Raw genomic sequence first — 25,238 nt, forward strand, 5'->3', positions numbered from 1 at the left:
TAGTAGTAGGTACTGCAGCAGGGAATGTACAAATCACATCAAGTACGGTTCCAGTAGGATCAGGACTAGTAGTAAATGCAGATGGAACAGTAACAGTTCCGGCCAACACCCCATCTGGAAACTATGCAGTAAGCTATACGATTTGTGAAGTAAACAACCCATTGAATTGTAGTACAATTAGCTCTACGGTAGTAGTAAGTGCCCCGGCGATTGTTGCGGTAACAGAAACGACCCCTTCGGTTAATGGATTACCAGGTGGCACCACCACGGCATTAACGAACAACGATACCTTAAATGGAAGTCCAGTAGTAGTAGGTACTGCAGCAGGGAATGTACAAATCACATCAAGTACGGTTCCAGTAGGATCAGGACTAGTAGTAAATGCAGATGGAACAGTAACAGTTCCGGCCAACACCCCATCTGGAAACTATGCAGTAAGCTATACGATTTGTGAAGTAAACAACCCATTGAATTGTAGTACAATTAGCTCTACGGTAGTAGTAAGTGCCCCGGCGATTGTTGAAGTTCCATCAATTGCCATAATTAAGACAGCGGTATTTAATGATGAAAATAGTAATGGGAATGCTGATGCTGGCGAAACAATAACTTATAACTTCAAGGTTACTAATACTGGAAATGTTCCTTTGTACAATATTACTGTTTCGGATCCATTAGCTGGTATTATTATGTCAGGAGGTCCAATAGATTTGAATGTAAATGATACGGATGAAGTTTCTTTTAGTGCTCAATATAGCATCACGCAAAATGATATTAATAATGGAAGTATTAGTAATCAGGCTAGTGTAATGGGTAGTGCTCTAAGTGGAATTAAAGTTGAGGATAAGTCCGATAATATAAATAATCTAGGTGACAATCCAACAGTTTTATTATTAAGTGGTTGTGTAATCAAAATTTTTAATGCCGTTTCAATAAATGGTGATAGTATGAACGAAAGATTCTATATACAAGGAATAGAATGTTATCCTGACAACACAGTTCAAATTTATAATCGTTGGGGTGTATTGGTTTTTGAAAGAGATCATTACAATAATACCGATGTTGCCTTTAGAGGAATTTCAGAAGGACGTGTTACCATTAAAGAATCAAAAGGATTACCAGAGGGAACATATTATTATATCGTAAAATATAAAGACCATCAATCTACTCCTCATCAGGAAGCGGGTTATCTGTACTTGACCAAATAATATTCTATGCTAATTAATTGGCTTGTTGAAGTTGAGCTGTAATTAAAAATGAAAAAAATGAAAAAGTTAATTTTAGTTTTACTGTTTTGTTCAACTGCGAGCTTTGCACAGCAGGATGCACAATTTACACAATACATGTACAATACCATTAATGTGAATCCTGCTTATGCGGGATCACGTGGAGTACTGAGTATTTTTGGTATATATCGTACCCAATGGGTTGGGTTAGATGGCGCGCCGGAAACAAGTAGTTTTTCTGTAAATACACCAGTTGGCAATAACGTTGGGTTAGGAGTTTCATTAATCAATGATAAAATAGGTCCAACGAATGAGAATAACTTATCGGCAGATTTTTCGTATTCTATACCAACATCGGCTACAGCCAAATTATCTTTTGGTATAAAAGGATCAGCAAATTTATTCAAATTAGATCCGACTAAATTAACACCAGAAGATCAGGGAGATCCGCAATTTCAGGATTTTAAAAATAAATTCACGCCTAATATTGGAGCCGGAGTTTACTGGCATACAGATAAAGCTTATGTAGGTTTATCGGTTCCTAATTTCATTCAGACCAATCGTTATGATGATAATGATGTTGCGATTTACAAAGACAAAATCAACTATTATTTAATCGCAGGTTATGTATTTGAATTAGATCGTTATGAAACCGTAAAATTTAAACCGGCTATAATGACAAAAATGGTCGAAGGTTCACCATTGCAAGTAGATGCATCGGCTAACTTTATGTTCAACGATAAATTTGTAATTGGAGTGGCTTACAGATGGAGTGCTTCGGTAAGTGCACTGGCTGGTTTTCAAATCACAGATGGTTTGTATTTGGGTTATGCTTACGATCGTGAAACAACCAAATTAGTGAATTATAATTCAGGATCGCACGAGATATTCCTCCGTTTTGAATTCTTAAATAAATATGGACGTATAACTTCACCAAGATTTTTCTAATTATGAAAGTTAAAAATATAATTTATGCTGCTGTTTTGTCGTCTGTTTGTTTTAACGGAACGGCTCAAAAAACAGTTTTAAATAAAGCAGAGAAGGAGTACAATCAATATGCTTTTGTAGACGCTATCGCTATTTATGAAAAAGTAGCAGAAAGCGGATATAAGGATGAAAAAATGTTTCAGAGATTAGGAAACTCCTATTATTTTAATGCCGAATTACCGAACGCTGCAAAGTGGTATGACGCCCTTTTTGCTTTTAACGAGCAACAAGAACCTGAATATTATTACAGATATGCTCAGACGTTGAAATCTGTGGGTGATTATGCCAAAGCAGATAAAATGCTTGAAATTTTTAATGTGAAAGTTAAAACTGATACAAGAGGCGTTTTATTCGAAAACAATAAAAATTATCTGGAGCAGATTAAAGCGAATTCAGGAAGATTTGATATTGCAAATGCCGGAATTAATTCGAAACAATCAGATTACGGAAGTACAATTTATAATAATAAATTAGTATTTGCTTCTGCTCGTGATACTGGAAGTGTTATTAAAAAAACATTTAAATGGACAAATAAATCGTTTACGAATTTATATGCTGCGGAATTAAAAGCGGATGGAACTTTAGATAATCCAATTCGGTTTGAGAAAAAAATCAATTCAAAATTCAATGAATCTTCTCCGGTTTTCACCAAAGATGGAAAGACAATGTATTTTACCCGAAACAATTTTTTAGGAGGTAAAAAAGGAAAAGACAAAAAAAGAATTACATTATTAAAGTTGTACAAAGCCGAATTTGTAAATGATAAATGGACAAATATTATTGAGTTGCCTTTTAATAGTGATCAATACAGTATTGCACATCCGGCTTTAAGTCTGGACGAAAAAAAGCTGTATTTTGCATCAGATATGCCGGGAACTTTAGGACAATCGGATTTGTTTAGTGTTGTTATTAATGAAGATGGAACATTCGGGAAACCGGAAAATTTAGGAACAGCAATTAATACCGAAGGAAGAGAAACATTCCCGTTTATATCCGGAGATAATGAACTTTATTTTTCAAGCGACGGACGTCCTGGATTAGGCGGACTTGATGTATTTGTGGCAAAAATCAAGGAAGATGCTACCTTTGATCTGGTACAAAATATTGGAGAACCCGTAAATACCAAGTTGGATGATTTTGCCTTTATAATTGACAGCAATACACGTAAAGGTTACTTCTCATCCAACAAAGAAGGCGGAATTGGAAATGATGATATCTATAAATTCACAGAAACAAAAAGACTGGATTGTGAAAAAAAATTATTTGGAATTGTTTCAGATTCTCAAACGAACGAAGCTTTAGCCGATGCAAAAGTAATTTTGCTTGACGATAAGTTTAAGGAAATTGCAACAATAATTTCGGATAAAAACGGAAATTACAATTTTGATGTAAAATGCAATCAAACTTATTATGTAAGAGTTTCAAAACAAGATTATGAAACTAATGAAAGTCAGGTTACAATTCAGCCAACAAATGATAAACCCGAAGTAGATATTAAATTAAATAAACAAATCAAGCAAATACAAGTAGGGACAGATTTGGCTAAAACCTTAGAGATTCCTATTATTTATTTTGATCTGGATAAATCATTTATTCGTGAGGAAGCTGCTTTTGAATTAGAGAAAGTACTTGCTGTAATGAAACAATATCCTAAAATGAAAATCGATGTTCGTTCTCATACAGACAGTAGACAGACTCTGGAATATAATATGAGATTGTCTAATAAAAGAGCAAAAGTAACAATCGAATGGTTTGTAAAACGAGGAATTGCCCCAACCAGAATATCAGGGAAAGGATATGGCGAAAGTCAGTTAATCAATAAATGTTCAGATAATGTAGCTTGTACAGAAGATGAACATCAGTTAAACAGAAGAAGTGAATTTGTAATTGTTTCAATGCAATAAGAACTTACAAATCATTATCGATAAAAACACAGTCATAAAATGTGTGAGTTTTAAAAATAACGGGGTTTAACTTTTTAAATAAAGTTGAACCCCTTTTTCAAATATAGTTAAGAACTGATTGAGTATTAATTCCTAATTATGGATTAGAATAGCCCGTTTTTTGGTCAGTTCTATTCAAATAGACCTATATTTCTTAAAAGGGTTCTGTCGCATTTGGGAATAGCTTTTATCTTTGGAATTTTAAAACTAAAAAAAAACGAATACCAAAGGTCAGAGCTATCCAAAATCTATTATTCTTCGGGCAGTGTATTTTAAATTAAGATTTACCCCTAAGTTACCGGGATGTATAAGAGATCATGAACATGTGAGGAGTTCATGTTGATCATGCTACCATTCAGCGCTGGGTTTATAAGTTTACACCTTTCATCGAGTTAGAAATGAAGAAGAGAAAAGGCAGAGTGGGGACGAGCTGGAGATTGGATGAGACCTATATCAAAGTAAAAGGTATATTGTGTTATTTATATCGAGCGGTAGATAAATTAGGTAATACGGTTGACTTTCTTTTGACCAGAAAAAGACAAAGAATGAGCGCTCAGTCTTTTCTAATTAAAGCAATTAATAATAATTGCCGGCCAAGAGTAATAAACATTGATAAAAGCGGTTCTAATACTGCAGCGATCAAAGTCTAGAACAAACGTTCATTCTCAAAGATTAAAATCCGGCAATGTAAATATCTCAACAATATTGTTGAACAGGACCATCGATTTATAAAATGGAGGATACAAAATGGGTTAGGTTTTAAAAGTTTTGAATCGGCCAGACGAACATTGAGCGGAATTGAAGTTGTACATATGCTAAGAAAGAATCAGATGGTCAGACCAGGGGTAACTATGTTTAAATCATTCTGTAAATTGGCGGACTAACTTTAAAAATACTTAAAGTGTTATATTTGATTCTGACAGATGCGACAGAACCATTGTTGAAGGATTTCTTTATGAAATGTAATAATCAAAAAAATTAAAAAAGCCCTTTACAAAGAGTAAAGGACTTTTTGTTTAAATTCAAATCTTCCAAATTTAAATTTGTTTAGGGGACTAAACTAAAGTAAATATAGATAAATTAAGCTTTAGTTTAGGTTTTTATAAGTAAAATAAATAGAAAAAGCTGTCAAAAATTTGACAGTTTTTTTATCAATACTTAACGCGTTTAAAATGTTCAATGTTTTAATCTATATTTGGATAAAAGTCTGAGGCTTTAAGTATAAAAATATACCCTATAAATAAAAATGAACATAAATACAATCCAACATCACAGCTATGAAAAAGGACTTCCTCAAGAAGGAAATTTTATACTTGGACAAAAACACGGAGACAATATATTTGTATATCAGGCATTCAATGATAAAATTGCAGACTATGCTATAGAAAAACAAAAATTTGGAGGACAAGAGTACAGCTTTGACAGAATGACTTAGATAAAACCAAACTTTTTGTGGATGATGTACAGGAGTGATTGGGCGAACAAAGACAGCAACCAAAGTCGAATTTTAGCTATTGAAATGACTTTTGAAGGTTTTCAAGAGTTTCTTGCCAAAGGCATTTTAACAAGCTATAATGAAGCCTACGGCGATGAATCTGTATGGAAAGAAAAACTAAATACTAGCAACGTAAGAATTCAGTGGGATCCTGACCATAATATTAAAGGAGAAAAGTTAAAACGCAGGGCTGTTCAAATAGGAATTAAAAATGAAGCTTTAAAAAAGTTTAATAGCAAATTTATAAAATCAATTCAAGACATTTTGTGGCGCAACTTTGAACTTTAAAAATGCGCCACGAATGCGCCACAAAGTTTTTGTTCGATTTTATAAATATTGAAAAGCGGTATAAAAGAAAAAAACCTGCAAATCGTTGGATTTGCAGGGTTTACCGCTCTTTTTGGCCATTTTTGAAAACTTTGAAAATCTTATTTTTCCTTTGTTTTCGAGCCTTCGCGGAGAAAGAGGTTCCTCCTTCATTTATTAAAACCCTAGTAAATACTAGGTTTGTATGCTATTTAAGAGCAGGAACAGAAAAAAAAGTGTACCTCGAAATATTAACCGATTTCTTTAAGCAAAGATAGGTTAAAAACAGCAGAAACTGCAAATTTCAAATGTGAATTTTAAGAAATTAGAAGATCGAAAACCGATGTTTTTTTGTCATTTGATACATTTTGAGCTTCTCCTTAAAGCATTGTGATAAGGACTTTTGAGTAATTAGAGATATTATGATGTCGTTCTGTTCTAAATTTTTATTTTATGGTTTATGGGAATTCTTTGCGAATGCAAAATGTTTTGTTAAGCAAATAAAAACTAGATTTCAATTTATTATAATATTCTATTCTGAGTCTCCAGTTTTTGTTTGCATATCCACTAAAGATAAGCGATAAACTAAGGCTTAAAGCAAAAAGGGTATCACGAAGACTTAATGATGAGCACTTTCAGAAGGCTCATGTAACGTCAGTTCAGAAGGGGGCTAGTCTCAGCGAAGATCAGCACGAACTGGAGAAGATAATTATGGAAGGAGAACGCGAAATCTACTCCTACAGCGTAAAGAGATTAAAGGAAAAAACAGATAAGGCTGAGCTTTTCAAGAATTACAGAAATGTTTTTGGATTTCTCGATTTTCAGGGATGTATTGACATGGTTACAAAATCGTCGAGAATTGATACGTTTGACAGGATTTTTATGAAATCTAAAAATGAGTTTTTAATTAGTTTTGATTTTCGTGACAGGACGTTGACAGGAGAATTGAAATTTGAGATTTACAGACATTTTTTAGAAAGTATTGATGTACAGGTGGAAGATGTTCTTCAATATTTTGTCAATGATTACCTTAATGCAAAATTCGAGGTGGATACTTTTAAATTGTATCTTCCCAATGCTACAGGCAGACCGTTGGAGAAAATAAGGTTGTTAGTTCCTGAATTTGAATCTATTATTGAGCAATACCGGCTTTATGCGCTTGAGGGTTTTATTGACTTTGAACTCTTACAGGTCACAACTAAAACATCTGGCTTTGAAAAAATACCTTCACGAGTTAAAAGGAAGTATGTATATCCGTGCGGAGATGAGTACGTAAAACTAAGCAGATATTTTTTTACAAGTGGAAGTTTGCTATTTGATTTTCAAAAGTATGGCTCAAAATACAGCTGTTTCTATCACTTGATTATTTCTGAGGATTTGACCGTGACTGATTTTGACAGTTATGAAAAAGAGATTATACAAAAATTTATTGATGAAAACTACCTCATCCTTGATCAAAATGCTGCTGTAAAACCTAGAAACAATATCTTTTTCACTGTAATTGCGATTCTTCATAATAATGATGTCCTAAGCTATTACCATTATCCGCAACATCTTAGAGACGAAATAGACAGGATGGAAAAACAAAAGATTGTTTCTTTTTCAGCTTCTTTATTTACGAAAGCGGAAAGAGATTTTTTTAATTATTACCTAAACAACCGCTTCTCTAATGGGCTTTGGCTTCGTAATAAATATGTACATGCAACAAACAGCCACGACGAGGAAACACAAAAAAATGACTATCGCATACTGTTGAAATTACTGGTTTTACTTGTTTTAAAAATAGAAGATGATTTAAGGATTGAAGCACATGTCAAAGCATTAAAATTTGAAAAGGCATAAAAAATGCGATGTAAATATTGAATAAGAAATCTGAGCTATTTTTAATATAAATAATGTTAATATTGTTTTGTTTCAAAATGAAATTGAAAATTATTTTATAAAACAAAAAGGCCGGAGAGCAAAGTTTCCGACCTTTGTTTTAAGCAATTTAAGATCTTAAAATCTGATTGAAGTCGAAATTAAATCCTTTCGATAAAGAAATAATGGCTTAATATTTTTTCAGATGCGGAGCTAAGCGTAGGAACAGTAATGAAAAGTCTATCCCTTGCTCTGCTGGCTGCAACATATCTGACGCGATGTTCTTCATCATTCTTAATGTCAGGTTTTACCAGGAATTCGATATCCTTTTCTTCGTCCAAAACTACAAGGACATTCTCAAATTCATCTCCTTTGGCCTTATGCATTGTCTTATCGCAACTTTTGTCTTCGGGAATTTTTACGCAAAGTGCCATCTGCTTATAGGTATGACTTTCATAAAAAGTTTTAGGTCCGCCCGTTTTTAAAGCTGTAATTTCAGGTTTTATGTGCTGTTTTACAAAAGTAAAAAATTCTAAAAGTGTTCCGTCTTTGAAGGTTTCGTACTTGGAAAGAAGGACAGCTATAAAATCAAGGCTTTTTTTTCTCCCGGCTAAAGGATCAGATTTGCTCTTGAACTCTTTGAGCATCTCATTTACCGCGTCTTTGAATTTTCCTTCTCTTGCATATTCTATTGATTTAATGCAGATAGCCACAATTTTGCTTCTGTATTTGTTGCCGCTTCCCGGCTTGTCGATAATGTCAAGCTTTTCAAAGAGTTTGGAATCTTGAACCCCTCCAAGCTGTTTTTTCATTAGGTTGGCCGTAATATTGTCTCTGGAAAGTGAGTACAGTGGGGAGTTACCGCATAAAGCCTTGGCCTTCTGGGATGATAAGGCAAGCTCACCACAGATGATGTGCGGTCTTGACCCCAATTCATTTCTGTATTTCTGCTGGGTAATATCTTTTCTTATCAGGTTGAGAACGTCAATTATCTCGTTGGTACTCCGGCGGTTTTCTTCCATTACATAATCAACCATCCCAGGAAGTGTAAAGCCCATGAATTGATCTGGGTTTGCACCCTGAAATTTATAGATGGACTGTGCATGGTCGCCGATGATGCCAATTATGGATTCCGAAGCACTTATTTTCTTAAGTATTTCGATCTGAATTGGACTGCTGTCTTGAAACTCATCTATAAAAATATAGGGGAATTTTGATCGTAATACTTCTAGTACGAAAGGTTTTTTAATAATGATCTGGTAGCTGAAAAACAGTACATCATCGTGATGCACGACACCTTTTTCCCATGCCATTTTCTTATATTCCATAAAAGAATCGGACTTCAGGCTGTATCCTCCCACTTTATGAGGGTACTTTGTTTGGGCCTTTAATTCGCCGCTGCTGTCAAATTTCCAGATAATATCATAAAAGGCTTTCATAATCTTATCATTATCTTGTATACGCTTCTGTTTGGTTCTGGTTTTCCAGTCCTCAATAAAGCCATAATTCGTAAGCACTCTGTCGTCGTGACCATCCATTTCAGCTGTATTGAGCCCATAATCGACTGAAATTGCAGATGCATAGGGTTTTACAACATGTTTGTAGAGGAAACTATGTATTGTTGAGATTTCTGCTCTTTCCGCTGATGTCCCAATTCTAGAAAGTATGGTTTCAACAGCCGTGTTCGTATAGGTGATACAAGCAATTTTTCTGGTTTTTTCCAGACGTTTTGAGTTATGCAGAACATTTTTGATATGTCCGCACAGCCAATGCGTTTTTCCTGCTCCAGGGCCAGCATAAACTCTGAAATGCTGTTCAATATTGTCCAGTACGGTGTCAGATGTGATTGAAGTTATTTGCATATCCAGTCAATAGTTTGTTTGATATAATCTGGTACGGTAAAATCTTTGTATGCGGCGGTTGAGCGCAGTTCAAGATTTTCCAGTAGTGAATATGATAATTCTAAAGCATTTTCACCCTTTCCCACAGAATTCAGATAGCGTGAAGCAATAAGCGCTTTCATTTTTGACTCTTCGTCCCATTGGGAGACGTCAGCTTTTGCCAAGCTTTCTTTGATCCTAGTGTTCTCGTCGGTTGCTCGTAGTTTAGTTTCCAAATCAGCCAGTTTTTTTCCTGCCGAGTAAAGCTGCATCAATTTGCTAATTTCATCGCTATTGCTGATTGAAGGGGTCAGTAGTAACTCCAAGGAAGGATTTGACAGCAGGATATCATATTCCAGAGTTTTTCCTTTTATCGGATCCTGTGTAAAAAAAGTTATATTTTTATGGGTGCCGATCGGATATTTGGCTGAAGATGTATTGAAACCGTAATCATAATTTGCTTTATCCGCTCCGTATTCATAAGGATAGCATTTTTTGAATTTCTCTTTTTTTCCTGTGTTGATTTTGCTCTCTGGGTCACGGTCAGTTATGCAAGCCACCTTTTTATTGATGGTATGAGGCTTTGAAGAGTCAAATAAATGCAGGAAATGGTCAAAGTGGCGACCACCCACATTAATCACTGCGGTGTGGCTGTCCTCCAGTGACTTGTTTTCATATTGGGCAAATACCGATAAGAGAAGCTGTTCTGCAAGTCCTTCAACCAGAATCACGTTTTTAGCAAACAGCATATCTGATTTGGTTGCATCTAAAAAGCGCTGAACATACTTTTTGCTGTGCTCGTCTGGAAAAACCCTTCCAGGATAAGCCGCAATAGTCTTCTCGTCCTCTGTATTTAGGCATATTATTTCATCCAGTGATACAGCCGAAGTTATATTAGTGGAATGTGAAGTGACAAAAATCTGTCTCACTTTCCTTTCTTTTCTGTTCTGCTTGAGGAATTTTAAAAATTTGTACTGCATTGCAGGATGCAGGTGCGCTTCGGGTTCTTCAATTGCAAGGGTTGCGTATACCTTTGCATTGCTTCCCATATAATCGCCGTCTGAATTCACCTGCATTTTGGCAAGAAGCAGCGACATGTATATAAGGTTGTTGTAGCCTAAACCATTGTGGGTGGCAGGAATTTTTATGCCGCTTTTATGCTCGACAATCAGTTTTAGGACAGAGAACATCTCAACATCGCTCATGCTGCCTTCGAAATCGGGTGTGGCATCGTTAAAGGATGAAGCGCCGGTCTCCTTAGCATAGGAGAGAATCTGTTCTTTACCTTCCGCCATTCGTTTCTGAAGTATATCTATAAGTTCGTCCGCTTTATCGGAAAACTCTATTTTGCGCGTTTTTATTTCAGCATTTTTTGTCTTCTTTGGTTTTACGGATTCAGGTTCCTTCTTAATTTCGTAATCCATAAAAAAATCAAATACATCTCGAAGAAGGGTATTTCTTCCTGTGAGCATATCCCTTTCTACATCCCTGATGGCATCCAAAAACTGGAAATCAAATTTCTGAAGCGATTCGCTCTCAGCGGTAGCTTGGTTTACGATATCTCCTCCCCAAATTTTGTGGGTGTAAAGTCGGATGAAGTCGTGCTTTATGATTTTCCAGGCCTTTGCCGCTGCTTTTATCTTGTCTCTTTCCGTTATGCTTTTCATAGCTTCAAGATAATGTGGCAGCTCTTTTTCAGGGAGAAAGAATTCATATGTTAGAAGCGCCTCATATGTGGTATCCAGTTTTGTAAGCCATCCTGCAATGGTAACCAAATCATCAGGTTCAGAATGTGTGCCTTTCACTATCTTAAGGGCAATACTGATTTTCGGAGGCGCTTTCTGTAGGTCGTCTATTGTAAGAAACTTGTTAAAATCATCTGTTTCCAGACGTTTGGTTCCCTTGTGGTCAATAACAAGTGATAGGGCCTTTAGCAGATTTGTCTTGCCTGCATTATTGTGTCCAATGATCACATTAACTCCTTCGTTGAACTGGATTTCACATTCTTTGAAGTTTCTGAAGTTTTTGATTTCAATCTGCGATATATACATTTTAAAAGTTATTGGTTAGTTGTTTCCTCACCTTTTGGGATTGCCAGTAAGGCAAATATAATGGTTCTTGCGTTTTTTTTTTTACGGATTTCCGTAAAAGCGCCAATATGAATCAGCATGCGAAATAATATACTAACGTAGCTAAACCTAATTTTTTTTTACATTGGCATCGAAAAATATTGTAAATCATGATTTTGGACAGATCAGCTAAATTTAATAATTAAATTTCCCTCTTAGTATCATGTAAAGTGTTGATATGTATGGTTTTGTAAATTAATATGCTTTCGTTATAAAAAAAGATGTGCTTAAATTTAGTTAAAAATAAAATTAATAAGGGCAGTGTGACAAGATGGATATTAAAAAATTGACGGCTCAGGATAACTATAATACATTTCTGGATGAACTGATGCATGAGCATCTTTTTCTTGCTGCTAAAGATGTCAATGAAAGAATCGCTGCAAAATTTAGTGTTACATCAGATAACGCCAGAAAGATCGTAAGTCGGGCAGTAGCCAAAAGGGTCATCAATTCTTCCAAACCCTCCACCTTCGGAAATGGCCAGTTTATTTACTACTGCAATACCTACATGCTGGATCTAACTGCAGTCATGAAAATTACTGAAAAGGCAAGACCACCCATCTATAGGCTGATTATGCTCCTGAAGCTAAATAACGGCATCATTTCCTATTATGAAGGCTTAAAGATCACTGCTTCTCCAAGTGAAAATACTTCTTCAAAGATCAATTCACTTGATGATATATTAAAACTGCTCAGCAGACTGGATTTTGTATACGAGAAGAGGGATCAGAGCAATAACCGTTATATCATACAGAAGGACTTCAATAAGATCCTTGACAAAGCTGATGAAAAAATCAAAATTAATCTTCACAACCAGAAGATGATGACCGACTGCAGTTTGATGCCTGATATTTTAAGTTGGCTTGTAAATGCAAACATAATAGATAACACTTTTTTTCTCTACCGCAGCAAAACCAATCCCGGTATTGGAATAATTCATAATTATCTTTATTGGGATGCGTGTGCATATACTAAAACAACAGGGATAAATGCAATATTAGGAGCAAAGGCAGATTCTAAGGAGAAGCAGACCTTGGTGGTTTTGGATGTTCTCCTTGCATCAGAGTACACATTTGTTCATCTTAATGCATTTCTTGCAAGAATCCAGATTAATATGAATTCCGTAAGAGACGAAAAACGAAAAACGCTGCCTGTTATTATCTACAGGGAATGCAGTAGAGAAGTTTTCTTCACGATGAGGAAAAATGGAATAATGTCTTTCAATATAAGTGCGATTTTTGGTTCTAAAATTTATGAAATCATAAGGAAAACCAGTCAGCTGCCAGTTATGCTTAAAAACGATTTGAATCTCGACCAGTCAGTGGAATCGATTTTGGAGGCTATCAAAAGTTCAGGGCAAGAAGGGGCTTTAAAAGATCTCCGGGGTACATTGTTTGAATACCTGATGTTTGGCTATCTGAGTTCTCTGTATCCAAATGCTGGAATAGAGCAGAATATGATTTTAAAAAAAGGTGACAGAAAACATGAATTTGATTACATTATCACTTCCACCCATCCGCCTGAATTAGTTTTTGTTGAGCTGAAAGGACTGCGCGAAGGGACTTTTGTCGGTTTTGGGGACAGTAAAACCAAAGCTACCCTTAAATGGTTTTTCAATAAATCAATGGGACTTGCAAAAGAATTTTATAAAGATAAAAATCCAAAAAACCTGAAGATAAAAGCTATTTTTATCACAACGGGAGGTTTTTGGAACAATACAGCAGAATTTAGGGAGCAAATGGAAAGCAGCTCGTTCAAATCTGCCAAATCAAAAGTTATCATTGAAAGAGGCGAGTTATTAGAACTTTTGGAAAAGGATGGTTTTAGTAATGAAGTTAAAACTATAGAGCGATATTATTCAAGTTTGGAGGTGGAAAATACAGGACAATCAGATCTTAATCAGGATTCAGATGGCGAGCCGGACGATTTGCCATTCTGATAGTTAAGATTAAGAAGATTTATCGTTTGGCGATGAAATTAATATAGATTTATAGGAAATTAATTTAACAACGATTTTAGATGCAAAATTATGAAATGAATGCTCAAACCAAACAGCTCATGGTTTTCTTTAATGATAACTATGTGCCGTTTACAACATATCATTTAAATAAAGAAATTAAAATTTTCTTAGGAAATGAAAAAGAAAGAGTATGCAGATTTTGTAATAAAGATGAAAGTGAAACAACCTTTAGCACAATTGCCCATGCAATTCCTGAATTTATCGGAAACAAAAAACTTGTAGCAAATTATGAGTGTGATGCCTGCAATAGCAAATTCTCTCGTCTGCTTGAAAGCCACATGGGTAATTACATGAACCTCTGGCATACACTGTCACAGGTAAAGGGAAAAAGAAGTGTCCCATCATTTAAAACAATTAATGATAAATCGCGGATTGATATAGGATCTAAAAATGTTGAAATTGCTGAATACACTGATGATAATATTATTAGCGTCGATCCAGAAACCAAAACTATAACTTTTACTGCAAAAAAAAGATCTTACGTGCCTATTGCTGTTTACAAAACACTTACAAAGATGGCACTTACAATTATGCCGGAAAGTGAACTAATTGACTATAAAACTACAATGGCGTGGATTAATGAAGAAAATCATCAGGAAAGTCCTCAGAATTTGAAAAATCTTATTGTTTTTATGTCAATTGCAGGAGGTATTAGACCCATTCCATTTGTTAGCTGTATGCTTTTCAAAAGAAAGGATGATCATAAAAATCCTGTTCCTAATATGCTTTTTGTTTTAGCTTACAGTAATTTCGTTTTTCAGATTTATCTCCCTTTGAGTAAAGCCGATTTAAAGCTCCAAGGAGGAACAATGGAGTTGTCATATTGTCCAACATTCTTAGATTTAGAGGGTGTTTATCTTACTCGCAAGCAATTAAATATGAGCGATAAAGAAAAAGTTGTGGAAGAAGAAGAAAAAATCGAAATGCAGTTTGAGCATATGGAACATATTCCAGTTCCTCAGAAAACGGACCGCAATGATTAAAAATAATTTTCTAATTGATATTAAAGATGACACCAGAAGAAAAGGCAAAATTTACTGATTTATTTCTTATAGGACTCTCCGAGTCTTCCTTTGCGAGTTCTTTGGCAAATATTTTAGAATTGAGCCGCCTGCCAAGTGAATTAAACAGACTTAAATTCAAGGCTTTGGAATATGAACTGGAAAGATTTAGTCTAGTCGAGTTCGTAAGAGGACGTGATAACTCGACCTTAGATGGTCAATGTGAGTATTTTATCAGTTCTAAAGGAATGGATTACGTTTCAAATAATAAGTCAACAATAGCATTATTTAAAAACCAAGAGAATAGTAATATGGAAGAAAAAAACTGGGTAAGAGCTTTTAACAGATTGTTTAAAATTTTAAATGGATCAGCGTACATGACCGGATCAGTTTTTTTAGACATTGCGAGAGAAGTTGATGATTCAATTCCTAGCTACAAAGTGTACATAGAAGAAAGGAAATCTGAAGGAAAGAGCCAAAGCAGAAAAGATTTCTTTTTTGATGTTATCAACGAAATGCCGGAGGATGGTAAAATGGAGTTTTATGAGACAATAATAAAAGATCTTGAGAAAAAAGTGCCTGATGAATTAGAAGATTTAAAAAGTTTATTTGAAAAGAAAGAATCTGTTATCAAAAAACGTGAAATTCCAAGTAAAGATTTTTCTGCAGAACTTTATAATGATGTCCTTAGTACTATTTACAAAGCTTATCGTGGTGCTGAGCAGAAACCTTCAATTTATTCAGGAAAAGGAGAAGAAGATTTAAGGGACTACGGTCTGGCTTTTCTGGAATCAAGATATATAGGTGCGGTTGCTGCTGGTGAAGCTTTTAATAAAAATGGAAAAACAGATATAATATTAAAAAGCGACGACGGAAGTAATCTGTTTGTAGCTGAGTTTAAGGTATGGCATGGAGCAGGACAGTTTCATCAGGCTCTTGAGCAGTTATTTGGTTATTTAACATGGAGAGATACAAAATCCACACTTGTACTTTTTGTTCGAAATGCTGATTTTAACGCGGTCTTAGCTAAAATTAAGGAAGAAGCTGCCAAAAGTATTTATTATGTTAAGCATCTAAAGGATAGGGAAGAAAGCAGCTTTTCTTATATTTTCAGACATAAAGACCACCCGGATAGGGAAATTCAGGTAGAAATTATGGCATTTTCATTTCCTAATTAGAATTATACATCATGGTAAACAAAGATTTGGTTTGGTATGCGGCGTATGGCTCAAATATGTCAGAAGAAAGATTTTTACACTACATAAACGGAGGAATTCCCAGCGGATCCGAACGAAACTATGAGCCATGCTCTGATTTGACCCCGCCTAAAGATATCCGTCCCTATGAAATCAATTTTGAACTATTTTTTGCAAGAGAGAGCAGTTCTTGGAATGGCGGGATAGCATTTATTGAAACTGAAAAGAATAATGAAATTAAGACTCTTGCAAAATTGTATTTGATTTCTAAAACGCAGTTCAATCATCTGGCCAAAGGTGAAACACAGGCACAAGGCATTGTTGAAATCGACTTTGATCAAGCGGCAAATGAAGGAAGAACAGTTTTTAAAAGACCATCCTGGTATGGACTGGTATTGTTTTTAGGATACTTTGAAGATATACCAGTGTTTACACTTACAGGAGAAAGGCCGATTGACGTGTTCACAAAGCCTAATGAAAAGTATCTCATTATAATAGCTTCTGGCTTAAGACAGACACATGGTTTAAACAACCAGGAAATTTTTCAGTATTTCTCCAACAAAAAAGGTATTCGCTGCCACTATAAGAACTATGAGCTCTATGACTTAGCTTATGAACGCACTAATAAAGAGGTGGAGTTTGTGCGTGCCTTATTTGACCAGTATACCAAAGATTTTAGTTCCATGCTTGATGGCGATTTGAAAGAGAAGAAAAGAAAGGAATTAGAAAATCTGATGAAACGGTACTATGGCGAATTTCATATAGATAGCCTTGGAGAATCATTTAATATTTAAAAACTGATTATTTGTTAGCAGCTCTATATTTTAATGAATTATTAGGAGGTTGATTGAACAAAGACCAAGCAGATTTCTTATTTTGAAATCGAAAGTCCTATGTATTATTATTCATTTTCAGAAAGTGAGGTAGATCGGAGTCTATTTGATTTCATTGCAAAATCAGATGGAATTAAAATGAATCTAAGCGAAAAAGTTATAATGATATTTCTATAAATCCTTTTTTTCTTCAGGATTGCTGTCATTTGGTTTTTGAAGCAATGAATGGCTGTCCGTGTCGGGATTCGGCGGCGGTGAGGCTTCAAAGTAGCGTTTTATTTCTTCAGGATTCATAGGTCAAAAATACTTAAAAAACCAGAACAGAGCAAGGGCATGAAAGATGAAAACGCCCTTAAAAGGCGCCTTCATCTGCAAAAGAGTAATAGGTTTCAGGTGTTACGATCAGGTGGTCGAGCAGCGGAATATCCAGCAGTTTTCCTGCTTCGCGGATTTTTCGGGTCATATTTCTGTCGGCCTCGGAAGGTGATGTTTTTCCTGAGGGATGGTTGTGGGTGATAATTATCCCGACGGCGGCGGCTTTAAGGGCTGCCGCGAAAAGCAGGCGCATATCAACCACAGTTCCCGAGATGCCTCCTGAGGACACCTCGTAGATTCCCAGAACCCTGTTGGACTGGCTGAGCAGCAGCACTTTGAACTGCTCAAAGAATTCTATTTTGCCGGGATCCCAGCTGTCAAGCAGTATGCGGTAAGCATCTCTGGAAGAAGTGATACACGGTTTTTCAGTGCTTTTTACTTTGGTTTTATAGATCAGTTCGATTTCTGATACTTTCTGCCATTCTGTGTTTTGATGTTGATTTTTCATAATTGCTGTAGTTTTAAGATTAATTACAGCACCGCTGTGCGGGCAGGGACGAGCGAACGCAGAAAGCAACGCAATAAAGCAGGAGCGCAGCCCTGCATTTATGGGGGAATTTTTTGCGGAGAACCGAAGGACGTGCCCGAACTTTGTGATGAAATTGACTTAACATTCCACAATAGCCCCTAAGCCGGGACTGGTCCGTGCACCTTAAAGTGTCTGCGCGCCAAAAAAAATACCGCAGTGTAAAATCTGCGGTATCAATAGTAAAATGGGTTAAGCAGGAGCAGTCTGTTTTTTCTGCTTTTTCAACCGCCGGGCAATCTCAGGCAGGTTTTTATTTATAATCCTAAGAATCCTGCTGTGATATTTAGTGGCTTTATTGCGATGCCCTCTGCACTGGATAATTTCCATTCTCGAAAGGGAGATTTCAATGGTTTCCACAGGTCTGTTTTCAATCTGCGCCGAGAGGATCAGAGAATCTTTCTTTTTATAATACTCATTGGTAAATACGCAGTGGTGGAGCGTGTCGCCCTCTTGGAGAAAATCCTGCACACGGTCAAGGACTTTTACGGTAAGGTCATTATCGGTAAAAGAAAGTCCGAAGAACTGTTTTTTATCATTTTCATAAATCGGCTCTGCTTTCTGTATTTCAGCACGCATCTGCTCAAGATGTTTCTTGCGCTGAATATCCCTTTTTTTGGCAACAAGCCTGTCGTGCGCTTCGTTTAAATCTTCAGGGCAGACAAGTGCAGGGGAGCTGAGGTCTTTTTTAAACCATCGGAGCAGGACAATATAATCCTCCCAAATTTTTATGTCCTGAATCTGATAACGCTGTTTAAGGCAGGTTTTTACTGCCTGCCAGTTTTCACGCAGATGCTGTTCATGGGAGGTGAGATAATGCTTGAGCAGAGAGGTCTGCGAACTTTTTAAAAGGGTTTCTGCAATGGGGTCTTTTAAAAGAGCAGTAAAGAGTATCTGCGGTGCAATGCCGTGTACGGAAGACTTAAAACCATTTCTTTTCAAAAGCGGAATCACTTTCATGTGCGGATAAACCTTGTAGGGATTTATGCGGTATTTTGGCGAGTTCTGAAAATCCTTTGGACGGATTTCTAAAGAGGAATAGTACTGCCATGCATCATAGGCATTGGAAAAAACATTGGTGCTTCTTGAGATGGTGCGCACTTCCCCTTTTGGATTTATCCAATGCTGCATGACTTCCGTGTGGGAATAGTCGGGAAGAAAGTTCTTTTTCATGTTCTTGTGCGAGCAGATGATGCGCACTACCTGATAGCCAGAGCAGGTAGCGGTGAGGGCGAAATATTCGATTTCTTTGAAATGCACCTGATTGTGGTGATGCATTTTAAGTTTGCCCTGACAGGAGGCGCATTTGATAAAGTTCTGGCATGACTGGCTTTCACAGTCAGGCTTCCACGAGCGGGTGCATTCCAGACAATGGAATTTTCCCCTTGAGAGCACCGCCCATTTCAGGAAAATGTATTTTTCCGCCCACTGATGAATCTGCGCTGTGATTGGGGCTAGGGTGGTGCTTAAGGCGCTGATTTCTTTCTCTATAACTGTTTTTGGTGTCATACGTCAAAGAGTGTTAGGGTTTTCTGTACAGGCTTCACAGGTAGAACTGTCTGTGTTTTTTGAACTGTGGTTTCAGATACTGCGGTGGCAGTCGAGAACAAATCAGGTTTGGCAGGGGGGCTTACTGCTACTCTGCATTGAACAGGGGCAGGCGTTCCAATCGTGGCGTCTGTGTAGTACTTCACAGCCATGTCAAAGATTTCCTGATTGTCAAAGGCACATTCCCCTGTTTTTTTGACCTCGCCGAAAATGTAATGGAAACAGCTTTCAAGGTTTTTGCTCTCTTTTTTATAGTCCGCTGAAAAAACGGCATCGTTCTGCGCTTTTTCGCTCAGGTAGGTTTCTATAGCAGTTTTAAATTTATCTGATGCTTTCATAAAGGAAGTTTTAAGATTGAAAAAGCGTTATTCAAAACTGTTTCTGTAGATGTCAAAACAGTATTCTTCAAAGCAGAGCCAGCATACAAAAGTGTAATGGGGCAGTGGATGGCGGTTTTTGACAGATTTCCCAAGGGAATCTTCAATTTCATATCGGATATTTTCCAAATCATCCAAATGCTGGATATAGAATTTCCTGCAGTCCGAGTTGTAGACAAACTCTGAAATCATTCCGCAGATGCATCCATTTTTCTGCAGGTCTTCCAAGAAAGATTTTAACTGCTCTTTTTTTGTTCCGTCATAAGATTCCATATTGGAGAGGACTATTTTTTTGAACTGGGCGGATACGGGATATTCTATGTAAACTGATTTTTCAAAGGCTTTCATGGCGTATAAATTTTGATGTGAAACGGTATATATTCCAATTAGAAAGGCAGGTCGTCAGGGGTGTCCTGATCCGTATTTTTCTTTTGGACTGCGGGAACTTCAGCGGTGTTTTCTGTTTTCGGGAAAACCAGTATTTTAATATTACTGGTGTGAAAGGTCAGTGAACCGAGCGCTTTGCCCTCGGCATTATTGTAGACATTCAGACCTATACGCCCGAAGAGTTCAACCACGGTTCCTTTTTTAAGCCACTGCGCCATTTTGGAACCCATCCAATAGGAGCAGTCGATGTAGGTTACTATCTTTTTTAGCTCGTCAGCCCCTTTTGGTCTGTAGCTGTCGTTTATGGCAATGGAGAAATTTACCACCTCCCTGTCATTTGAAACTTTTGCCGTTACGGCATCTTTTGTAATTCGTCCTGAGATTTCCATGATGTAAAATTTTAAGTGAATATTTTTTCTGTCTTTTCTCAAGCCCCGCATGAAATTTTTCAAAAGAAAAACGGGAAAAAAGAAAGCACAAAATCAAGCGCCCGATCAAGGATCCGGAGTGCTATAAGTCCCGAAGGGCGGCAAGGCCGTTATGCGCATGCAGGAGCCTGCGGGTGCTATTTTCGCGGCTCTTTTAATCCGTTTTCATTGAAAATTTCCTTATCAATCTTTACAGCAGGCTGAACCCCTATTTCAGATGCCTGTTTTGGGATCGGCATTGAAATATTTTGTAATTTCAGGTGACAAAAAAGCAATGCAATGGAAAAGCGATATGATCTGAACCGTTTTTTAGAGGCACAAAGGGAAACGTATGAGAATGCACTGCGCGAGATCAGGCAGGGAAGCAAACAGACCCACTGGATGTGGTTTATTTTCCCCCAGTTAAGAGGACTGGGATTCACGGATTATAACATCTTTTACGGCATTGAAAACCTAAAGGAAGCTTCACTGTATCTCAATCACCCGATACTGGGAAAACGTCTGGTGGAAATTACCCAGGCAATGCTTGAGATCGAGAATAAAACGGCACTTGAAATTCTGGGCAGGCCAGATGAAAGGAAACTTAAATCCTGCATGACCCTGTTCGGACTACTGCCTGAAACGCCTGAATGTTTCAGGCAGGTGCTTGAGAAATATTACAATGGAGAGCAGGACGAAAAGACACTGGAGCTTATAAAAGAATCCGGCAGCTAAAAAAACATTTCTTTTTTTCTGCCTCAAGAAAACATCGAAGGATTAAAAGTTATTTTTCTTTTTTGAGAACCAGTGACGAAAGTGCCGGGCTTTTAATTATCCGTTCCATTTCGCTGTGGATTATTTCCTGAATCTCAATTTTAATCTGCAGATAATTTTTCTGGATGATAACATTGTCAATTGTTCGTATGATCGGAATTTCTTTATAAGCAGCTGTTTCTTTTTTAATTTTTTCGTGGTCGTTGATAATTTCGCAGTGAAAGGTTTTTAGCTCAATTCTGCAGTCCGGGTTATCGGCTGTCATGCCTACAAATTCTCCCGAACTCAGCGAAGAAATCTTCGAAGGCGGCACTGCGGATTCCAGCTGTCGGGAACGGCTGATGGAGGTGTCGCTGCTGTTTATGGAGAGGCTTTCCCTATCCTGCATTATCTTTCCGAAACGCTCTGAGAGCTGTTTGGCCGTATCCCCGCTGACCTGTCCGCAGACAATATTTCCGACTATATTAATGATAACATCAGCCTGCTCGCGGCCGTAGTCTTTGCGAAGCTGGCTGAAGTCCTGTATTCCAAGACAGGTGCTCACTCTATTGCTTCTTGCCGTTGCAATCAGACTGTCAATATTATTGAGATAGATGGTGGGGAACTCGTCAAAAATAAGACTGCTTTTAAGTTTTCCCTTCTGGTTTACCTGTTTGATAAGACGGCTGACAAAAAGGGAAAGCACTGCCCCGTATGTCTGTATTTTCTGCGGATTGTTCCCCATTGAAACAATTTTCGGGTCGGATGGATTATTGATGTCAAGGGTAAAATCACTGCCCGAGAGTACGTAGTAAAGCTGAGGAGAGGAGAGTTTCGCCAGCGAGATTTTAGCCGATGCTATCTGACCCTCCAGCTGGTCGACTGCCTCATTCAGGAATGCGCTGACAAAGGGATTGATCAGCACTTCGATCTCTTTTTCTGTTCTCAGAATCGTGAAAAGGCTTTCATAGTCGGTCTGGATCATTTCAATGACATGGGGCAGGGTGCAGAACTCGCCATCGTTGTATTTTCGAAGGTACCAGATGACGGCTGTCAGGAAATTTATAGGAGATTCCACAAAGAAGTCGCCCTGTTTTTTAATCCACTCCCGATTGAGTCCCATAAGGATTGTGCGGGCAGATTCAGCGGCATCGGTAATGTCTGTCATTGCCGCAGGATCAAGAGGATTACAACGGTGGGTTCTGGAGAGGTCGTCAAAATTTATGATGTAAAATTTGGGTTCCACGGCATAAAGATGACGGAATTTCAGCCAGGCATTATAGGCGATAACAGTGAGGTCGTCGAACTTGAAATCATAAATGAACATAGAAAAGCCTTTGGCAATATGCTGGGTGATTATATGGCGGATTACAAAGTATGATTTTCCCGAACCCGGCGTGCCTGGAACCAGAATGCCTCGGAAGGGATTTATAATGTTAATCCAGCTGCTGCGCACTTTGTCTTTGAGATGATAGCGTGCGGGAAGGTTAACGGAATATTCGTTTTCAATAAGCCTTTCCTCCTGAGGGAAAGTTTCATTTTCCTTATTAAAAATATCTGTTGAACCCAGCTTTCTGCGGATAATGCGGGAGAGCAGGGTGCCCCCGGAAAGCGTCATCAGATAGCCCAAAGAACACAGTGAGATATATAGTACGGAGCAGACCTTAGCATCTGCAAATATTACAAAAGCCAGATAGGATCCAAAGTAAAGCAGGAGACCCATTGAGATATAATAAAAAGCAGTTCTAAAATGGAGTTTTTCATCTTTTCTTCCCCTGGCCCCCATGAGGGAAATAACCAAGAGTCCAAGTGCAAAAAGCTTTGATTTATGGAAGCTGTCCAGAAGCCCCGTACGATAAATATTCTCCAGTATCCTGCAGGCAAAATCAGGTGCAAGATTCCACTGCCTGAAGGAATCGAAGCAGTAATAATAAAAATGGATGAGCAGCAGTGTGATGCCCATCAGTCTAGTCATATCTAAAATTTTTCTAAGCGCCTGTTCATTTTCTCCCGTCTGCATACTGTTGATTTTTATGTGTTAATTATTATCTGACTGTCCTTTTCTTTTTATTTTTTTTCGCTTGTTTTTAAACTCTCTGGGAACGTAATCTGACGGCGTTCCGGCGTAAAGCACTTCATCAATTATCCGCTGCACTTCCCCTGCGGAAATAAAAGAGCCGTGCTTCTGAGCGGTACCATCAGCAACTGTATACTGCTTCTCATAATGGGAGGAATGGCCCAGACGCTGCAGGAGACCTTTGGCTGCATATTCAGGTCCGAGACTGCTTCCGTTGAAAACGCATCTGGTGTTATGATCTATGTAGGTCATGCCGTATATAAACCCCTGTTCATTTTTTCTGACAACTGCCGTAATGCCCTGGTTAGCCAGCCGCGTTTCAAGCTGCGAGAGCGTAATTGATGGGTATTTCAAAAGCAGCAGATCCACCGCATTTCGTGTTCTTTTCATGTTTATCATGCGAGAAGTTTTGGAGGCGGCAAAATTAATTTCAAGCCGGGAAAGGGTAGGCTTGGAATAAAAACTGCTGGCTTTTATAGGAACCCCGACCGTCTTTTTGCTCTCATCCAGAATCTGGTAGATCAGTCCTTTATTCTGAAACATTTTTGAATTTTCCTTTCCCCTTTCCGCCTTCACGTTATAGAGGTTCAATACTGCGTTCAGCTCACCCAGGGTTGTGTATTTGTAGTGCGGAATGACCGCATTTAGTACACTGCCGATGGCTCTCTTGGAATCTATTGCTCCATATTTTATTTTTTCCGCATCAATGGCATTAATTAGCGCCGGACTCTGTTTTTTTCTCGAGTCCGCCCGAACCAGATTAAAAGAAATCTCCAGTTCTCTGCGGGCCGTTTCGGACTGATTTCTTCCAATATTGTGCATGTTAATCCTGGATCCGTCTGCCCTCACATTTATGGCTGCGATATGCAGGTGCGGATGTCCCGCATCGTGGTGCTGGTAAACTAGATAAGGCTGTGCGCCGAATCCAATTTTCTCCATATAAGAAGAGGCAATCTGCATGAGTTTCTCTTTTGATAAATCCTTATCGGACCGGTCAAAATTCAGTGAGATGTGCACAGCGCCGCGCTTTACATTTTCATTGAGATGGAGCTGTTTTAGAAATACGCCGAGCTTAAAAGATTCTGACATTTTTTCAATATCGATTGGATAATTTCCCTCGCCGATGCAGACAGCTGCACCCTGAGAAACTTTATTCTCATTGTACATGAAGATGCCTCTAATCGAGTGTCCTGTGTTTATGACTGCAACCATTTTTGGGCGAGATTTTCAATGTGTTTTTTTATTTCTTCAACCAACGAAAAATATTTGTTCCTGTCGGAATCAAAAGCCAGAATCCAAATTCTGAAATCGGCAATTTCAAAAAGGGTGTGGAGTTTTTTAACGCTCTGATTGAAATTATTTCCCATGAAATTCAGCTGTGTTCTGAGCTGGATAAGCTCCTGAAGCAGCTTATCCAGCGACTCGTTTCTATATCTCATTACAATGGGTTTTCTCAGCAGATTTCTGCGCACAAAATCACTTCGTTTGCGGCAGACTGAAGCTTTAAAATTTCTGTCTATCTGCTCGAATTCGTCTTTGGTCAGCCGGATGTGCAGCCATCTGTTTCTGCCGCTGTTTTTCTCTTCCATGATCTTTTCTTTTTCATTGTTTCAATTTCATTCAATTTTAAAGTTTCACTGCCAGCGAGTTCCGAGCAGAGGGGCAGCAAGATTTTTGGTTGTGATACAACCAGACATCTTGCTGACTGCAAAAAACTGCAGTCTGAAAGCTTCTAAAAGTCCTTTTTCAGCTGTAGCAATCAGCTAAGAAGAAGCTGTCATCCCTATTAAAAATTAAAGGAAATCCATTTCAGGATCTGCTTTAAAAATCTAAATGCACCAATTGAACAGGTACTAGGGATTAACCTGAGAGCTAAATTAGAAAAGGCAGACATACCCTGCAATCCTCCCCAAAT

At 37.7% G+C, this 25,238-nt stretch carries 20 protein-coding genes and 2 pseudogenes; 11 read left to right on the forward strand and 11 right to left on the reverse strand.

Going from position 1 to position 25,238, the window contains the following annotated elements:
- The 6 genes and pseudogenes from G3A47_RS19585 to G3A47_RS19615 all read left to right on the forward strand — a co-directional run.
- On the forward strand, positions 1-1,205 hold a 1,205-nt coding region (locus G3A47_RS19585; RefSeq protein WP_166925480.1), incomplete at its 5' end, for a gliding motility-associated C-terminal domain-containing protein.
- 57 nt (positions 1,206-1,262) lie between these two features.
- Positions 1,263-2,171: a PorP/SprF family type IX secretion system membrane protein gene (locus G3A47_RS19590; RefSeq protein WP_166925482.1), complete on the forward strand. Its 909-nt coding sequence runs from the start codon at positions 1,263-1,265 to the stop codon at positions 2,169-2,171.
- 2 nt (positions 2,172-2,173) lie between these two features.
- Complete coding sequence (locus tag G3A47_RS19595; protein WP_166925484.1) at positions 2,174-4,114, forward strand: OmpA family protein; 1,941 nt, start codon at positions 2,174-2,176, stop codon at positions 4,112-4,114.
- A gap of 289 nt (positions 4,115-4,403) precedes the next feature.
- A pseudogene (locus tag G3A47_RS19600) lies at positions 4,404-5,037 on the forward strand (IS6 family transposase).
- Between the two features lie 362 nt (positions 5,038-5,399).
- Positions 5,400-5,936, forward strand: a pseudogene (locus tag G3A47_RS23905) (DUF4291 family protein).
- Between the two features lie 570 nt (positions 5,937-6,506).
- Positions 6,507-7,796 (forward strand): hypothetical protein, encoded by a 1,290-nt coding sequence (locus tag G3A47_RS19615; RefSeq protein ID WP_166925490.1) that lies wholly within the window; start codon positions 6,507-6,509, stop codon positions 7,794-7,796.
- Between the two features lie 179 nt (positions 7,797-7,975).
- Here G3A47_RS19615 and G3A47_RS19620 read toward each other — a convergent pair whose 3' ends face one another.
- Positions 7,976-9,676 carry a UvrD-helicase domain-containing protein gene (locus tag G3A47_RS19620; protein ID WP_166925492.1) on the reverse strand — a complete coding sequence of 567 codons (1,701 nt, stop codon included), beginning with the start codon at positions 9,674-9,676 and terminating at the stop codon, positions 7,976-7,978.
- The gene (locus tag G3A47_RS19625; protein WP_166925494.1) at positions 9,667-11,745 is read right to left on the reverse strand and encodes an ATP-dependent nuclease; all 2,079 of its coding nucleotides are present in this window, start codon (positions 11,743-11,745) and stop codon (positions 9,667-9,669) included. The genes G3A47_RS19620 and G3A47_RS19625 overlap by 10 nt, the downstream gene beginning before the upstream one ends.
- A 349-nt stretch (positions 11,746-12,094) precedes the next feature.
- Between G3A47_RS19625 and G3A47_RS19630 the strand changes: the two genes are divergently transcribed.
- From G3A47_RS19630 to G3A47_RS19645, 4 genes are all read left to right on the forward strand, one after another.
- Positions 12,095-13,762, forward strand: a complete 1,668-nt coding sequence (locus G3A47_RS19630) for a hypothetical protein (protein ID WP_166925496.1) — start codon at positions 12,095-12,097, stop codon at positions 13,760-13,762.
- Between the two features lie 80 nt (positions 13,763-13,842).
- Positions 13,843-14,826: an HNH endonuclease gene (locus G3A47_RS19635; RefSeq protein WP_166925498.1), complete on the forward strand. Its 984-nt coding sequence runs from the start codon at positions 13,843-13,845 to the stop codon at positions 14,824-14,826.
- A gap of 26 nt (positions 14,827-14,852) precedes the next feature.
- Positions 14,853-16,022: a hypothetical protein gene (locus G3A47_RS19640; RefSeq protein ID WP_166925500.1), complete on the forward strand. Its 1,170-nt coding sequence runs from the start codon at positions 14,853-14,855 to the stop codon at positions 16,020-16,022.
- 11 nt (positions 16,023-16,033) lie between these two features.
- Entirely contained in the window at positions 16,034-16,834 is an 801-nt protein-coding gene (locus tag G3A47_RS19645) for a hypothetical protein (RefSeq protein WP_166925502.1), read from the forward strand.
- Between the two features lie 210 nt (positions 16,835-17,044).
- Here the strand turns inward: G3A47_RS19645 and G3A47_RS23970 are convergent, their stop codons facing one another.
- The 6 genes from G3A47_RS23970 to G3A47_RS19670 all read right to left on the reverse strand — a co-directional run bounded on the left by G3A47_RS23970 (position 17,045) and on the right by G3A47_RS19670 (position 20,475).
- Entirely contained in the window at positions 17,045-17,167 is a 123-nt protein-coding gene (locus tag G3A47_RS23970; protein ID WP_256371228.1) for a hypothetical protein, read from the reverse strand.
- A 58-nt stretch (positions 17,168-17,225) separates the two neighbouring features.
- A complete protein-coding gene (locus G3A47_RS19650) occupies positions 17,226-17,696 on the reverse strand; it encodes a JAB domain-containing protein (protein ID WP_166925504.1) in 471 nt (156 codons plus the stop codon).
- 270 nt (positions 17,697-17,966) lie between these two features.
- Positions 17,967-19,283, reverse strand: coding sequence for a PcfJ domain-containing protein (locus G3A47_RS19655; protein ID WP_166925505.1), 1,317 nt, complete (start codon positions 19,281-19,283; stop codon positions 17,967-17,969).
- Positions 19,280-19,660: a Cas9 inhibitor AcrIIA9 family protein gene (locus G3A47_RS19660; RefSeq protein ID WP_166925508.1), complete on the reverse strand. Its 381-nt coding sequence runs from the start codon at positions 19,658-19,660 to the stop codon at positions 19,280-19,282. The genes G3A47_RS19655 and G3A47_RS19660 overlap by 4 nt, the downstream gene beginning before the upstream one ends.
- 27 nt (positions 19,661-19,687) lie before the next feature.
- On the reverse strand, positions 19,688-20,047 hold the full coding sequence (locus G3A47_RS19665; protein ID WP_166925510.1) for a DUF7222 domain-containing protein: 360 nt from the start codon (positions 20,045-20,047) through the stop codon (positions 19,688-19,690).
- Positions 20,048-20,085: 38 nt separating this feature from the next.
- Positions 20,086-20,475 carry a single-stranded DNA-binding protein gene (locus G3A47_RS19670; RefSeq protein WP_166925512.1) on the reverse strand — a complete coding sequence of 130 codons (390 nt, stop codon included), beginning with the start codon at positions 20,473-20,475 and terminating at the stop codon, positions 20,086-20,088.
- A 318-nt stretch (positions 20,476-20,793) separates the two neighbouring features.
- Here G3A47_RS19670 and G3A47_RS19675 point away from each other — a divergent pair, with 318 nt between their 5' ends.
- Complete coding sequence (locus tag G3A47_RS19675; RefSeq protein WP_166925514.1) at positions 20,794-21,228, forward strand: DUF1810 domain-containing protein; 435 nt, start codon at positions 20,794-20,796, stop codon at positions 21,226-21,228.
- A gap of 49 nt (positions 21,229-21,277) precedes the next feature.
- Here G3A47_RS19675 and mobC read toward each other — a convergent pair whose 3' ends face one another.
- The 3 genes from mobC to G3A47_RS19690 are packed head-to-tail and all read right to left on the reverse strand — an operon-like array spanning position 21,278 to position 24,912.
- Positions 21,278-23,266 carry a conjugal transfer protein MobC gene (gene mobC / locus G3A47_RS19680; RefSeq protein WP_166925516.1) on the reverse strand — a complete coding sequence of 663 codons (1,989 nt, stop codon included), beginning with the start codon at positions 23,264-23,266 and terminating at the stop codon, positions 21,278-21,280.
- An 18-nt stretch (positions 23,267-23,284) separates the two neighbouring features.
- Positions 23,285-24,535: a relaxase/mobilization nuclease domain-containing protein gene (locus G3A47_RS19685; protein ID WP_166925517.1), complete on the reverse strand. Its 1,251-nt coding sequence runs from the start codon at positions 24,533-24,535 to the stop codon at positions 23,285-23,287.
- Entirely contained in the window at positions 24,520-24,912 is a 393-nt protein-coding gene (locus G3A47_RS19690; protein WP_042565366.1) for a plasmid mobilization protein, read from the reverse strand. Before G3A47_RS19690 ends, G3A47_RS19685 begins: the two co-directional genes overlap by 16 nt.
- Between the last annotated feature and the right edge of the window lie 326 nt (positions 24,913-25,238).

The sequence above is a fragment of the Flavobacterium poyangense genome (genome assembly GCF_011751075.1).
Taxonomy (GTDB): Bacteria; Bacteroidota; Bacteroidia; order Flavobacteriales; family Flavobacteriaceae; genus Flavobacterium; species Flavobacterium poyangense.

What these genes read in the sequence shown, in the direction of transcription:
- G3A47_RS19645 (WP_166925502.1), top strand. Translation starts at nt 16,034, where the DNA reads ATGGTAAACAAAGATTTGGTTTGGTATGCGGCGTATGGCTCAAATATG.
- G3A47_RS19670 (WP_166925512.1), bottom strand. Translation starts at nt 20,475, where the DNA reads ATGGAAATCTCAGGACGAATTACAAAAGATGCCGTAACGGCAAAAGTT.
- G3A47_RS19625 (WP_166925494.1), bottom strand. Translation starts at nt 11,745, where the DNA reads ATGTATATATCGCAGATTGAAATCAAAAACTTCAGAAACTTCAAAGAA.
- mobC (WP_166925516.1), bottom strand. Translation starts at nt 23,266, where the DNA reads ATGCAGACGGGAGAAAATGAACAGGCGCTTAGAAAAATTTTAGATATG.
- G3A47_RS19590 (WP_166925482.1), top strand. Translation starts at nt 1,263, where the DNA reads ATGAAAAAGTTAATTTTAGTTTTACTGTTTTGTTCAACTGCGAGCTTT.
- G3A47_RS19655 (WP_166925505.1), bottom strand. Translation starts at nt 19,283, where the DNA reads ATGACACCAAAAACAGTTATAGAGAAAGAAATCAGCGCCTTAAGCACC.
- G3A47_RS19595 (WP_166925484.1), top strand. Translation starts at nt 2,174, where the DNA reads ATGAAAGTTAAAAATATAATTTATGCTGCTGTTTTGTCGTCTGTTTGT.
- G3A47_RS19630 (WP_166925496.1), top strand. Translation starts at nt 12,095, where the DNA reads ATGGATATTAAAAAATTGACGGCTCAGGATAACTATAATACATTTCTG.
- G3A47_RS19635 (WP_166925498.1), top strand. Translation starts at nt 13,843, where the DNA reads ATGCAAAATTATGAAATGAATGCTCAAACCAAACAGCTCATGGTTTTC.
- G3A47_RS19685 (WP_166925517.1), bottom strand. Translation starts at nt 24,535, where the DNA reads ATGGTTGCAGTCATAAACACAGGACACTCGATTAGAGGCATCTTCATG.
- G3A47_RS19650 (WP_166925504.1), bottom strand. Translation starts at nt 17,696, where the DNA reads ATGAAAAATCAACATCAAAACACAGAATGGCAGAAAGTATCAGAAATC.
- G3A47_RS19690 (WP_042565366.1), bottom strand. Translation starts at nt 24,912, where the DNA reads ATGGAAGAGAAAAACAGCGGCAGAAACAGATGGCTGCACATCCGGCTG.
- G3A47_RS19675 (WP_166925514.1), top strand. Translation starts at nt 20,794, where the DNA reads ATGGAAAAGCGATATGATCTGAACCGTTTTTTAGAGGCACAAAGGGAA.
- G3A47_RS19660 (WP_166925508.1), bottom strand. Translation starts at nt 19,660, where the DNA reads ATGAAAGCATCAGATAAATTTAAAACTGCTATAGAAACCTACCTGAGC.
- G3A47_RS19620 (WP_166925492.1), bottom strand. Translation starts at nt 9,676, where the DNA reads ATGCAAATAACTTCAATCACATCTGACACCGTACTGGACAATATTGAA.
- G3A47_RS23970 (WP_256371228.1), bottom strand. Translation starts at nt 17,167, where the DNA reads ATGAATCCTGAAGAAATAAAACGCTACTTTGAAGCCTCACCGCCGCCG.
- G3A47_RS19665 (WP_166925510.1), bottom strand. Translation starts at nt 20,047, where the DNA reads ATGAAAGCCTTTGAAAAATCAGTTTACATAGAATATCCCGTATCCGCC.
- G3A47_RS19640 (WP_166925500.1), top strand. Translation starts at nt 14,853, where the DNA reads ATGACACCAGAAGAAAAGGCAAAATTTACTGATTTATTTCTTATAGGA.